General features: G+C 39.2%; 12 protein-coding genes. 10 read left to right on the top strand and 2 right to left on the bottom strand.

The window, feature by feature from the left end; genetic code table 11:
• Positions 1 to 39: 39 nt before the first annotated feature.
• Positions 40 to 1443 (bottom strand): purine-cytosine permease family protein, encoded by a 1404-nt coding sequence (locus KC820_RS09590; RefSeq protein ID WP_212370526.1) that lies wholly within the window; start codon positions 1441 to 1443, stop codon positions 40 to 42.
• 428 nt (positions 1444 to 1871) lie between these two features.
• Here KC820_RS09590 and KC820_RS09585 point away from each other — a divergent pair, with 428 nt between their 5' ends.
• A complete protein-coding gene (locus KC820_RS09585) occupies positions 1872 to 2786 on the top strand; it encodes a DMT family transporter (RefSeq protein WP_212370523.1) in 915 nt (304 codons plus the stop codon).
• Between the two features lie 315 nt (positions 2787 to 3101).
• Here KC820_RS09585 and KC820_RS09580 read toward each other — a convergent pair whose 3' ends face one another.
• Positions 3102 to 3944: a MurR/RpiR family transcriptional regulator gene (locus KC820_RS09580; protein ID WP_212370521.1), complete on the bottom strand. Its 843-nt coding sequence runs from the start codon at positions 3942 to 3944 to the stop codon at positions 3102 to 3104.
• Between the two features lie 230 nt (positions 3945 to 4174).
• On the opposite strand from KC820_RS09580, the gene KC820_RS09575 reads away from it, so the two are divergent.
• The 9 genes from KC820_RS09575 (at position 4175) to KC820_RS09535 (ending at position 13245) form a co-directional block, all read left to right on the top strand.
• Positions 4175 to 5050 carry an N-acetylneuraminate lyase gene (locus KC820_RS09575; protein WP_212370518.1) on the top strand — a complete coding sequence of 292 codons (876 nt, stop codon included), beginning with the start codon at positions 4175 to 4177 and terminating at the stop codon, positions 5048 to 5050.
• Between the two features lie 25 nt (positions 5051 to 5075).
• Entirely contained in the window at positions 5076 to 5744 is a 669-nt protein-coding gene (locus tag KC820_RS09570) for an N-acetylmannosamine-6-phosphate 2-epimerase (RefSeq protein WP_212370516.1), read from the top strand.
• Between the two features lie 54 nt (positions 5745 to 5798).
• On the top strand, positions 5799 to 6842 hold the full coding sequence (locus tag KC820_RS09565) for a sialic acid TRAP transporter substrate-binding protein SiaP (protein WP_236782604.1): 1044 nt from the start codon (positions 5799 to 5801) through the stop codon (positions 6840 to 6842).
• Between the two features lie 25 nt (positions 6843 to 6867).
• Positions 6868 to 7344: a TRAP transporter small permease gene (locus KC820_RS09560; RefSeq protein ID WP_212370515.1), complete on the top strand. Its 477-nt coding sequence runs from the start codon at positions 6868 to 6870 to the stop codon at positions 7342 to 7344.
• Entirely contained in the window at positions 7345 to 8622 is a 1278-nt protein-coding gene (locus KC820_RS09555) for a TRAP transporter large permease (protein WP_212370512.1), read from the top strand.
• 29 nt (positions 8623 to 8651) lie between these two features.
• A complete protein-coding gene (locus KC820_RS09550) occupies positions 8652 to 9560 on the top strand; it encodes an ROK family protein (protein WP_336511038.1) in 909 nt (302 codons plus the stop codon).
• A gap of 251 nt (positions 9561 to 9811) precedes the next feature.
• Positions 9812 to 10453 carry a GDSL-type esterase/lipase family protein gene (locus KC820_RS09545; protein WP_212370509.1) on the top strand — a complete coding sequence of 214 codons (642 nt, stop codon included), beginning with the start codon at positions 9812 to 9814 and terminating at the stop codon, positions 10451 to 10453.
• 546 nt (positions 10454 to 10999) lie between these two features.
• The gene (locus KC820_RS09540) at positions 11000 to 11908 is read left to right on the top strand and encodes a glycine betaine ABC transporter substrate-binding protein (protein WP_212370507.1); all 909 of its coding nucleotides are present in this window, start codon (positions 11000 to 11002) and stop codon (positions 11906 to 11908) included.
• 188 nt (positions 11909 to 12096) lie between these two features.
• On the top strand, positions 12097 to 13245 hold the full coding sequence (locus KC820_RS09535; RefSeq protein WP_212370505.1) for a dicarboxylate/amino acid:cation symporter: 1149 nt from the start codon (positions 12097 to 12099) through the stop codon (positions 13243 to 13245).
• Positions 13246 to 13336: the final 91 nt, after the last annotated feature.

Raw genomic sequence — 13336 nt, 5'->3', positions numbered from 1 at the left:
GAAAAGCACGCCTAAACGGGCGTGCTTTTTTATGTTTTTCTAAGCAATACATTCTTCTTTTTCGATATCGGTTGCCTCTTCGGAAATGTAATATTTTCCTTTCGTCACAATTGCAATAACAACCGTTAAAATCGCCGCCAAAACTGAAGCAAAGAAAGCCGCGGTGCTTTGTAAGAAAGGACCGATAAATCCAAGTGCAGCAATGGTACCTAAAGTTGTAGAGATGACTAATGCGCCAACACCAACTGGATTCCATTTGTGCAAGTTCTCTTGTCTTGCTTCATAATATCCTGGACCGATTTTTAGGATTTTTTTCACAATAACCGCATCAGCAACAAGGACTGAAGCCCATGCCAATAAGAAAACACCTTGGAAGGTCATTACTGTATCGAGATGATTGACGATTTTACCAAGCATCAATGCAATGGCACTAAGCCCTGTTACGACAACCCAAAAACGACGTCCTGGTTTGAAATGAAAGATGTTTTCAAAGAAACTTGATAGTGATAAAGAGCCACTATAAATATTTGTGACGTTGATTCGTACTTGTGTAAGCATCGTGAACAATGCACCCCAAAAACCTAATAGAAGTACAATATAAACGCCTGGATTCGGTTCACCTAAACGAACACCGAACCAAATGCCTAGTCCACCCATTACCCCAAAACAAAAAATCTGTGGGATAAATCCGATTGCAAATATTCCAATCTTCGTATCTTTTGGTTTGAGAAAACGAGCATAATCTGAAGCAAGTAACGGGGTTAACCCCATAATTCCATGTTGCATCCCAATACATAGTAATAAGGCCGATCCGCCAACTTGAACATTCTCTGGCATATACGTCCAAAAGTATCCGTCATATTCTGAAGTTTGAAGGGCAGCTAAGACGATTGCTGCAATTAAAAAGACGAAGAATAGTGGTAAAGACCATTTTTGTAGTTTGTCCAATTGCTTAATTCCGAACCAATTTAATGGAATGACAATGGAACCGAAGAAAAGAATTAATATCCACTCAGGGATAACAGGGAAAAATTCATGTACGGCAGAAACTAAAATTAAACCTTCCAACGCACAATACATAATGAAGTTCGTAGCGTAAATAAAGGAGGTTAACGATGCGCCTATATAGCCAAATCCGCCGCCTCGTGACAATAAGTTTACATTCATCCCAGACTTAGCTGATAAGTAGGCGATGAACGTGCCAAGAATTCCTGCGACGATAATTGCATATACGGCTGAAATGATAGCGTTGATCGCACCGAATTGCAGTGCCATCACACTTCCCATTTGAAAATAAAAAATTGCCGTAGCAATTCCGAACGTAATGTTTGTAATACTCAACCATCCCATATTTCGTTTGTTTAGAGGTACCCTATCCAATGAATAGTCATCACTCGTCTGTTCCGTTTGATTTTTATCTGTTATAGAGGTGTTTGTACTCAACCTGATCAACTCCCTTGCATCATTCGTAGTAAATGGAATATTGCATTGAGTGGAGGATCGTTGTTATTGGGATATTGGAAAGTATGAAAGTTTGATAGTAAAGTCAATCTTTCATTGCTGTCTCTAATGTTATGACAATGATTAGAGACGCGTTTTTTCACAAACCTCTATAAACATATCAATAAGCTCAACTGTTCTCAAACACGTTTATATGTGGTAATTTGCCCTATAACACACCTAGGACTTTTATATCTCCAGAATACTTGTTATATCTAACAAATACCCACCTAATCACATTAAAAAGATAACGCGACTTGGCTATGTGAGTAATTTATTATTTAATGAAATTTTATGCATCATAGAGTCTGAATGGTTCTTGTGTTACTATCAATGAATGATTGAAAGATACATAGAAAGAAGGAAGACATTTGGGAAAAACGAAGATTTATTTGATTATATTTTTAGTTGTTGCTGCGTGGGGATTCAATGTCACAGCGACGAAGATTTTAGTGACGAATTTCATGCCGGTCACGATGACAGCTGCAAGAATATTTGTCGCGGGTGTTTTTGTTTTTATTTTCTTGGCGTTAATGAAAAGAATTCGGCGATTGACGAAAAGAGAATGGCGTACGGTCATTATAGCGAGTCTGTTCAGTGTTGTTGGACACCAATACTTTTTATCTGTTGGATTGACTGAAACAACTGCTTCAAATGGTGGAATGATATTAGGTACAGTCCCGTTGATGACAGCGATTATGGCGGTTATCTTTTTAGGGAATCGATTGACTTTGGTTCGTGTTGTCGGTTTTTTATTAGGATTAATCGGTGTGTCTTTTATAGTCATCGTTGGAAGTGAAGGATTAAGTGAGGTATCCATTGGAGATATCCATGTGTTCTTATCGGTGCTTGCTCAGGCAATTAGTTTTATCATCATTGCTAAGGCTTCACCGACGTTAGATCCGAGGTTGCTAACAGGCTATATGTTAATCATAGGTTCGATTGGTTTGTTTGGTATTGGTTTATGCTTGGAACCGAATGGTCTAGATAGCTTGCTCGGTCAATCAAATATCGGAATCTGGGCAATCTTCTTAGCTTCCGCGGTTATTGCAACAGCGCTAGGTCACATGTTTTACAATGATTCAATTGGAAAAGTTGGACCTGCTGCGACGGCTATTTTTCTTAACTTAAACCCATTTTTCGCGTTGATTAGTGCGGTTCTTTTTTTAGGTGAAGTTATTGGGTTTGCTCAAGTTCTCGGATTCATTTTAATTTTAGCCGGTGTATTTCTCGGCTCAGGTGCATACGAGGAGATACGTCGTAAACGACGACTGAAACAGGTCTGATTTAATGATAATAGGAGTCCAATTGTTGCAGATATGCTCCCCACTAAGGGAAATATGAGTCATTTTTTACGAAATATGCTCCGTTTGTGAAACGATATGTGTCTGATTCGTAAGGAAATGAGTCCAAGCAAAAAAATTATGTGACTAATTTCAAAATATATGAGCTCTTCTTCCTTATAAATACCCCCCAGTTAGTAAGGTGACTAACTAGGGGGTATTTTCATCACTATGAAAAAGAGTCCAGCCGATTAGTGTGTTGAAATCATTTTCCATCCGAACGATGAGAAAGGACAACTTCCAGCTCCTCAACGAAAATTAATACAATTTATTCGAAATGGTTTGCGCGATTCTTTCTTTTGTCTTTTTGGCGTCTTCATAATTTCTCATTGTGATTCCCGTACATAATAAATCAATGACGAACAGTTGCGAGATCTTCGAAACGAGTGATCCACTATCCAAAGGATTTTCCTTAGCGGAAGTCAGTAATACAATGTCTGCGTATTTGGATAAAGGTGATTCGGTATAGTTCGTAATTGCGATGACTGTTGCGTCGTTAGCTTTACTGGTTTCAACTGCATCAATAATGTCTTTCGTACTACCGGTTAAGCTGATCGCAATCACAACTGTATCTTTATTTACCGAGTTTGCGCGGAGTACTTGGTTGTGTGAATCGGTAATCGTTTCAATATTAACTCCGATTCGCATAAGGCGATTTTGCATATCCAATCCAGCGATTCCAGAAGAAGAGACACCAAAAACAACGACGTTTGTTGCTTGGTCGATTTTGTCAATGGCCCGTTGCAGCTGTTCGTCATCGACTAGCTTGTACGTATCGTCAACTGCTTGAACCATGTTGTTTCTCACTTTATCGATATACGTATCATCATTGAGTTGTTGGTCACGCATAGAAATTTCTCTTGCTAAGGCTAGCTTAAAACCTTGGTATCCTTTATAGCCCAATTTTCTACAGAAACGTAAAACAGTTGCTTCACCGACATGGCAGGCATTGGCTAACTCAGTCAATGATTGATAAACGATTTGATCTAAATTATTTGTAATGTATGTATACAACTTTTGTTCGGATTTGGTAAACGTATTTTTATGTTGTTCCATTAAAATAGTTAAATCAATAGTAGTTCGGTTAATATTCTCGAACATGATAATCCTCCTTTTTCTGTCGAATATATTCATTCTGTTCATTTTAGCAGACTCTGAAATGTGTTATATAGTTCACATTATACTAGAAATTGTCTGAATGGTGTGTATTTTGGAGTAAACCTCCACTTTTCTAAAGTTTATTGACAAAACGCTTTCATATTTGGTATGATACACATAAATCATCAAGAATGAAAGCGCATTCTTAAAATGCTGCTGGATGGAGGTATAGTATGAAAGGGATCATGACAGCTTTGATTACACCATTCAATGAAGATGGAACCCTTAACGACAAAGGTTTACGGGAGGTGGTTCGACATAATATTGACGTAATGGGAGTCGACGGCTTATACATAGGCGGTTCTACTGGCGAAAGTTTCTTAATGGACGAAGCCATGAGAAGTGAACTGCTTAAAATCGTCAAAGAAGAAGCTGGAGATGCAGTTACACTGATTGCACAAATCGGTTCATTAAATATCGAAGAGGCAATCAGATTAGGTAACGAAGCCAAGGAACTTGGATATGACGCATTGTCAGCGATTACCCCTTACTATTACAAGTTCAGTTTTGAAGAAATCAAGTCTTATTACGAAAGAATCACGGAAGAAACGAATCATCCAATGGTCGTTTATTCCATTCCTGTACTTACCGGGACACAAATGACAATCGATGACTACGGTGAGCTATTGGCTATACCAAATGTCGTTGGTGTTAAGTATTCCGACACAAATCTTTCCAGACTTACGAAGTTGAAAGAATTGTACCCGGATAAAGTGTTCTACGGCGGTGCAGATGATATGTTGCTTCAATACATTATTTCTGGAGCAGATGGAGCAATCGGCAGTACTTACAGCTTACTAGGAAAGCAAGCAAAAGCATTATTCGATGCACTTCAAAATTCAGAGCTTAAAGAAGCAAAAAACTTACAGCTAGAAATGAATCAAGTAATCGCTAAAATGGAAAGCATCGGCGTCTATCAGACACTCAAGCATGTATTGAAAGAGCAAGGAGTCGACGCTGGCTTCATGAAGTTCCCTTTCAAAGAATTGACAGATGATGAAAAACGACAAGCATCAGAAATCGTTGACATCTTAGCTTCAGGGAAATAAATCATCTTAGTAGGAGTATAAGTTGATGAGTAAAAAATTAATTGTGTCTTGTCAAGCATTAGAAGAAGAACCGCTTCACAGCTCGCTGATTATGTCCAAAATGGCGTTGGCAGCTTACCAAGGTGGAGCGAGTGGCATCCGTGCCAATACAGTCGCAGATATTCAAGCAATCAAACAAGAGGTTGATCTACCGATTATCGGGATTATCAAGAGAGATTATGGGGACAATGAAGTTCGAATCACCGCAACGTTAAAAGAAGTGGAAGAATTAGCGACAGAGGGCGTTGAAGTTATTGCGTTTGACGCTACAAATCGAATTCGCCCACACAACAAGAGCTTTGATCAATTCTTTCGAGAAGTGAAAGAAAAGTTTCCAAACCAAAAGTTCATGGCAGATGTTTCAACAGTTGAAGAAGCGGTGCATGCCGAAAAGCTTGGTGTTGATATCGTTGCTACGACATTAGTCGGATACACACCGTACACAGAAGGGGATGTTCCGCTAGAAGTTTTAGAAGAAACTTTGAAAGCGGTTAACATACCTGTCATTGCGGAAGGAAACATAGATACACCAGAGAAAGCGAAAAAGGCATTGGAATTAGGTGCTTATAAGGTCGTCGTTGGCAGTGCCATCACACGACCGCAAGTAATCACGGAGAAGTTTTCTCAAAAAATGAATGAAGTGGAAACCAAATAGGGAGGAAGAAAAATTATTAAAAAACGTTTATTATTTTTCTTAAGTCTAGCTTTATTGTTGGTCATCGCAGCTTGTGGAGGTAATGATGAAGATTCCTCATCAGCTAACGAGGGCGAAGCAAACGGAGAAGAAAGTAGCGAAAGCAGTGACAATGGTGAAAGCAGTGAAGCATCCGGTGAAACTTATGAGTTGGAATTCGGTATGCAGCCAAACACACAGGCAAATGAGTACAAAGCTGCTGAGTTTTTAGCGGATTATGTTGAAAAAGAAAGTGATGGCCGTTTGACAGTAACGATTTTCCCTGATGCTCAATTAGGAAATGACTTGTCAATGCTAGGTCAATTGCAAGATGGAACATTAGATATTACGCTAGCAGAGATGGGACGTTTCGGTGAGTGGATCCCACGTGCGGAACTATTGGCTATGCCTTATGTCATTCAAGATTTTGATCACATTAAAAACGTTGTTTATAACACTGAATTCGGTGAAGACCTACGTGCTGAGTTAGTTGAAGAACATGGTATGCGTGTTATTGATAGTGCTTACAACGGAACGCGTGTAACATCTTCTAACTCTCCAATTGAAGAACTAGCAGATATGGAAGGTATGAGCCTTCGTGTACCAGAAGCACAAACACTTCTAGACTATGCAAAATATACAGGTGCGAACCCTACACCAATGGCATTCGGTGAAGTTTATCTTGCATTGCAAACAGGCCAGGTAGATGGTCAGGAAAACCCACTTCCGACAATTGAAGCGCAAAGTTTCCATGAAGTTCAAGATTACATTGCTTTGACGAACCACGTTGTTAACGACAACACGTATGTAGTAAGTGAGAAGACATATCAAGAGCTTCCGGAAGATCTTCGCAAAATCCTTGAAGAAGGAATTGATGCAGCGACAGATCACCATACAGAACTATTCCAAACACAAGAAGAAGAGTTAATTTCCTTCTTTGAAGAAGAAGGTGTAACAATTACTGAGCCGAACTTAGATGAGTTCAGAGAAGCTGTTTCTGAAGCTTACCCGAATTATTATGAAGATATCGGTGAAGACGCAGAGAAATATATGGAAGTGATTCAAGGGGCAGCAGAATAAACAAAAACCGTGAAGGTGATTATTCATGTTAAAGAAAATTTATAACAACTTAGAAGAAATAATCGGCAGTGCCCTATTTCTAGTCATGTTAATTGTTCTAGTTGCTCAAACTCTATCACGCCAAGGGGTCGGTGTACCCCTGGTGTGGTCAGAGGAATTGAGTAAACTTCTTTTTATTTACGCAGGATATTTAGGCATTGTAGCTGGTATTAAAGATAAAGGTCACGTAGCAATTGACGTTTTCGTAAATAAGTTACCAGCTAAAATGCAAAAATGGATTTATTTATTTAATCAACTATTAATCTTAGCCGCATTGATTACGGTGTTTTATATTAGTTTTACAATTGTTCAAAGACAAGAGCATTTAGAAATGGTAACTTTGCAGATTTCATATGTATATATGTATGCAGCCTTGCCAATTCTAACTGGTTTAATGATCTTTCGTTTAGTTGAGCGTTTGATTAAAGAATGGCGTCAAAGTAAAGCAGCGGAGGTGGAATAGATGGAGATTGCGATTATTTTTATCATATGGATTCTGTTGCTCTTCATCGGAATTCCTGTCGGTTTTACGCTGCTCATTGCTGCGCTTTCTTATTTTGTCTTAGGTGACTGGAACCTGATTTATGCCTCTGGTGCTCAATTAATAGATGGAATAAATAATTTTACATTGTTAGCTATCCCATTCTTTATATTGACAGGTACATTAATGAACGCGTCCGGAATAACCGATCGTATTTTCAACTTCGCTCTAGCGTTAGTCGGTCATATTCCTGGTGGGGTCGGACATGTGAACATTACGGCAAGTTTAATGTTCTCCGGAATGTCAGGATCCTCATTGGCAGACGCGGGTGGTCTAGGTCAATTGGAAATTCGCACAATGCGTAAAGCAGGTTACCATGATGACTTCAATGGTGGATTGACGGCGGCGACTTCCATTTTAAGTGGAATCATTCCACCAAGCTTGAACATGATTATTTATGCCGCGATCGCGAACGTTTCGGTGGCTTCAATGTTCATTGCTGGCTTGGTACCAGGTCTATTAATCGCCGTCGCTTTGTTTATCACGACTTTTATTATGGCAAAAAAACGCGGTTACAAGGTTCTTGAACGTGCAAACTTAAGAATAATCTGGAAGCGTTTCTTGGAAGCGTTCTGGGCATTGCTTACACCGTTAATTATTATTGTAGGTATATTCTCAGGATTTTTCACGCCGACAGAAGCTGCTGTTGTCAGTACGGTATATGCGATGTTCCTCGGTTTCTTTATTTATAAAGAGCTGACATTGAAGAAGGCATACGAAAACTTCGTTGAATCGTTTAAAATGACGGGTGTTGTCATCTTGATGCTTGCAGCAATTGAATTCTTTGGTCAATTCGTAGCAAGAGAGCGAGTGGCCATTAAAGTAGCTGATGCATTTTTAGGGATAACAGAAGAACCTATTTTCTTATTGTTACTGATCAGTTTATTATTGATTATATTGGGAACATTTATCGACGCATTGGCCTTGTTGGTCCTTGTCGTACCGGTATTGATTCCGGTCGTCACGAGTGTCGGAATTGATCCGATTTTCTTCGGTGCGTTCGTGATTCTAAACTTAATGATCGGTATTTTGACGCCTCCTATGGGAATGGCATTATTCGTTGTATCAAGGGTTGGTAATATTCCGGTTGGAACGATGTACCGAGGTGTCCTGCCGTTTCTTTTACCAATCGTCGTTGTTATGTTATTACTCGTCTTTCTTCCTGGAATTTCAACATTCCTCGTCGACATCTTAAGGTAATAATAGAAAATTGAATGGAGGAAGACAACGTGTTAGCAGGAGCAATTGATATAGGCGGAACAAGTATCAAATACGGTGTCTTGGATAATCATGGTAAGGTTCTAACAAAGTCAAAAACACCAACAGACGTAAAAGGTGGCGGCCCTGCAATCCTTAACCAAGTGAAAGATCTTGTGCGAGAGTTGCAAGCTGATTATGAACTTTCTGGGATTGCTGTCAGTACGGCCGGTCAAATCAACCGAAAAGAAGGAACGGTCATTTATGCGACTGATTCGCTTCCGAATTATACGGGATTAAATATTAAGGAAATCTTAGAATCTGAGTTCGGCGTGCCTGTTACAGTGGACAATGACGTCAACTGTGCAGCTATGGGCGAGTATTGGAAAGGTGCAGCAAAGCAGGTTGATCAATTTCTCTGCATGACACTCGGCACAGGAATCGGCGGTGCGATTGTGATTAATGGAGAGATTTATGATGGAGCTGCTTATTCTGCCGGTGAATTTGGTCATATGAACCTTTACCCAGGTGGTGAACCGTGCACGTGTGGGGATGAGGGTTGTTATGAACGGTATGCTTCCAGCAAAGCTTTAAGCAAGCGGGCTCGAAGTGTCATCGAAGACTATAATTCTTTGCCGGATTTGTTTTGGCGAGCAAAAAATGAAGACAAGCTAGCAGAGTCTGTCATTAACCGCTGGGTAGATGACGTTGCCTTAGGAATCAAAACGTTGGTACATATCTTTAACCCACCTATGATTGTTATCGGCGGTGGCGTTTCAGAACAAGGAGATTATTTGCTAGATAAACTAGAGCAGCGTGTAAATAATCGAATTATGGTTTCCTTTGAAAGATCCTTATCGATTAAGCTTGCTCAAAACGGTAACGATGCCAACTTACAAGGCGCTGTCTATCAATTATTGCAATATGTGAAAGAAAAATAAGTACGATTTTAAAAATCACTGCTGATGTAGTGATTTTTATTTTACCCAGACGGCATATTTTGTGTTTGGCTCATATAATTCGCTTTTAGACTTATATTTCTTTTATTTGGTCACATAATTTGCCGATTAAGTCACATAAATCTGGATTCAGGGAGAATATCAGGTAAATTTGGCTCATATAGTTGCGATTTGGGCGCATTAGCCGGTCAGGGTACATATAAAATTACCAAAGTAAGGTGGTACAGTTATTTATGAGAAAACGGATCGTTTGTTTTGGAGATTCCAATACTTGGGGATTAAACGCAGAAACAATGAAAAGATTTCCTGAAAACGTTAGATGGACTGGTCTTTTACAAGAAAAATTAAGTGACGAATATCAAGTTATTGAAGAAGGGCTACCAGGAAGAACGAGTGTCGTGGACGACCCTTTACTTGAAGGAATGAATGGTATAGATTATATCGTTCCGTGCATAAAAAGTCATGCACCAGTGGAACTTCTCATCATCATGTTAGGGACAAATGATACGAAGGAACGTTTTGGATTGACGGCTCACAATATTGCCCAAGGTATTACTAGGTTAGCTAAAAAAGCTCAAGAAGCACATGAGGAGATTTATGATAAAGCGCTTCAAGTATTAGTAATCGCTCCACCAATGATTGGCTCACATTACAAAAAGACAGAGATTCGGAAGTCAATGGGTGACAATTGCGACATTAAGTCGAGTGAGTTGCCGGGCTTTTTAAAAGAATTCGTGACGAATACGAATATCTTTTTCTTGGACGCGAGCAAAGAAGTCGTGATGAATGAAATTGATTATATGCACTTAGATGAAAATGGTCATAAGCAACTAAGCGAACTTGTATTGAAAAAAGTCCGATATGTGCTAAGTTAATGAAACTATTCATGTATTCTTTTATTGATCGAAAAGTTAGTCCGTAGCATTCTTGATGAATTCAACAGTATTTTGTAATTTATCAGTTTAGATTGGTTATTTGAAGGGTCAACATAAAATTTGATGGATAAGTAAGGGAAACAGAGATTGTTTCAAAAAGTTGCTACCCGTAAACTTAGAGTGTGTGTGCGGTCGCATTTTCATTTGCCTTTTATCATGCAAGCAGCACCTATCCACATGGGTAGGTGCTGTTTTAATTTAATTTCGCTGGCATTTTTGAATTCACCAATTTAACTGAATAAAGCAGGTTGATTATTCAGTAGTAATTTAGATGATTCGAAAGGTATTTTTCAATTTTTCATCATGATATATATAGCTGATAACTCAGAAGCCCATTTGAAGGATAATGCTTAAAAACACGAATTGTTAAGAAAATTATGAAACGGTATGATTAAAGGGTATGTGGAGATAAGCGTTTAGCCTTGTATTTTTGACATACTTAAAACCTCAAAAAATTATAAATCTGAAAGGGAGTATTAATTAATCATGAAGAAGTTGAAAAAGATAGGAATTGTTGCTGGACTATCTTTAGCACTTGTTGCTTGTGGTGGTGATGATTCAGAAGAGAGTAGCGCTGAGAATGGATCGAATGATGTGAATGTTGGTGAAGAAGTTGAGTACACCATAACTGGTATTGAACCTGGTGCAGGAATTTCACAGGCTACGAACAAAGCATTGGAAGAATACGATAACCTAGAAGGTTGGACACATGAAGAATCTTCTACAGCAGCCATGTTAACAGAGCTTGGCGAAGCGCTTGATAATGAAGAAGAGATTATCATCGCGGCATGGAACCCACACTATATGTTCGCAAAGTATGACATCAAATATATTGACGATCCAAAAGGTGTTTATGGCGGTGAGGAGTATATCACCACTATCGCTCGTAAAGGATTAAAAGAAGACATGCCAGAAGCGTATGAAATTCTTGATAACTTCTTCTGGGAAGTAGAAGATATGGAATCGATTATGCTTGCAGCCCAAGAAAAAGATCTTGAAGAAGCAGCGCAAGATTGGGTTGACGAAAACCAAGAGACTGTCGACAGCTGGACTGAAGGCGTAGATTCTGTTGATGGCCAGGATATTGAGTTAGCGTTGACACCATGGGATTCAGAACGTTCATCTGCTCAAGTCGTCAAAATAGCATTGGAGTCTAAAGGATTTAATGTCACATTGACACCAGTAGATCCACAAATCGTTTTCCAAGCTGTATCAGCTGGGGATGCTGATGCTTCTTTAGCTCCTTGGATGCCACAAACACATAAGGATTTCTATGAGAAATATGAAGGCGAATATGAAGACTTAGGGAAAAACCTAGAGGGCGCAAAAATAGGTTTAGCTGTACCGACGTATATGGATGTTGAGTCGATAGAAGACTTAGAACCTAAAAAATAATGGAATAGAAAATCTATTAAGAAGCTGGGGAATGAATTTCCTGGCTTCTTTTTTAATATTTTAAGACATAAAATGAGACTATAATAGACAATATGAAAAAGAAAATATAATGAAGAAAAACGCTTTTGTTCTTGTCGTGTTTTTGTTTCAATGCTATACTACGTCAAAAATGGAAACGGGGAATTCAAGTGAAGTTAATAGTAAAATTATTAATTGGGGTAGTTTTGGGAATTGCTGTGGGCTTGGTTGCTCCTGAATTTCTAATTCGTATCATCGTTACTTTCAAAGAGATTTTTGGTCAATTTTTAGGATTTACGATTCCATTGATTATCATCTTCTTTATTATTAGTGGTCTAGCGAGCTTCGGCAAAGAATCGGGGAAAATGCTCGGTGTGACTTCCGCGATCGCATACTCATCAACAATTCTAGCGGGGACACTGGCATTTTTTATTGCAATTATCATTATCCCAATGGTTGTTAATCAAGGTGGTGGAAGTGCTGAGGAGACTGCGGGCTTTGAACCATATTTTGAGTTAACCATTGATCCAATTATGGGAGTCATGACTGCGCTTGTGTTGGCATTCGTCTTCGGTATTGGAATTACGCGCATACATACGCCGACAATTAGAGCATTTTTTGACGAAGGAAAAGAAATTGTTGAGCGTTTGATTTGGAAAATTATTATACCGCTTTTGCCGTTTTACATTGCAAGTATTTTTGCTGAGTTGGCTGCTGATGGAGCCGTTTTCAGAACACTTCAGACGTTTGGAGTTGTTCTTATCATGGCGGTGATTATGCACTGGGTTTGGATATTGATTTTGTATGTAGTTGCTGGAGGGCTTACAGGAAGAAATCCGTTTCGTGCATTAAAAACGATGCTACCAGCGTATTTCACAGGTTTAGGGACGATGTCCAGTGCGGCAACAATCCCAGTAACCGTGAGGCAGTCGAAACTGAACAACGTTGATGAAGGGGTAGCAGATTCAGCGGTTCCATTAAGTGCAACAATTCATTTAGCGGGTAGTACAATCACAATTGTTACTTGCTCCGTCGCTGTTATGATGTTGACGGAAGGACTCTCTTTACCAAGCTTCGCTACAATGCTTCCATTTGTTATGATGCTTGGAATCATTATGATTGCTGCACCGGGTGTGCCTGGAGGAGCGGTTATGGCTGCTTTAGGACTACTTGGTAGTATGTTAGGATTTGGCGAAACCGCTTTAGGATTGATGATTGCGTTGTATATGGCGCAAGACAGTTTTGGAACAGCTGCGAACGTTACTGGTGATGGTGCAATTGCAATAATGGTCGACAAGTTTACGAAGAAATTGAACTAAAATAAATAAAAAACAAGAGGCTGGGACAAAACTCAGTAAATTGAAAAAGCGTGGTACTTACCGATTAGGCAGGTACCACGCTTTTTTATAT

Source organism: Allobacillus saliphilus, assembly GCF_018138385.1.
Taxonomy (GTDB): domain Bacteria; phylum Bacillota; class Bacilli; order Bacillales; family Alkalibacillaceae; genus Allobacillus; species Allobacillus saliphilus.
Note: the sequence above shows the minus strand (reverse complement) of the source record. Positions and strands in the feature narration are given on the sequence as shown.

Bases quoted from the DNA above. Each gene is read 5' to 3' on its own strand.
- KC820_RS09545 (WP_212370509.1), top strand. From the start codon at position 9,812: ATGAGAAAACGGATCGTTTGTTTTGGAGATTCCAATACTTGGGGATTA.
- KC820_RS09555 (WP_212370512.1), top strand. From the start codon at position 7,345: ATGGAGATTGCGATTATTTTTATCATATGGATTCTGTTGCTCTTCATC.
- KC820_RS09570 (WP_212370516.1), top strand. From the start codon at position 5,076: ATGAGTAAAAAATTAATTGTGTCTTGTCAAGCATTAGAAGAAGAACCG.
- KC820_RS09540 (WP_212370507.1), top strand. From the start codon at position 11,000: ATGAAGAAGTTGAAAAAGATAGGAATTGTTGCTGGACTATCTTTAGCA.
- KC820_RS09575 (WP_212370518.1), top strand. From the start codon at position 4,175: ATGAAAGGGATCATGACAGCTTTGATTACACCATTCAATGAAGATGGA.
- KC820_RS09580 (WP_212370521.1), bottom strand. From the start codon at position 3,944: ATGTTCGAGAATATTAACCGAACTACTATTGATTTAACTATTTTAATG.
- KC820_RS09560 (WP_212370515.1), top strand. From the start codon at position 6,868: ATGTTAAAGAAAATTTATAACAACTTAGAAGAAATAATCGGCAGTGCC.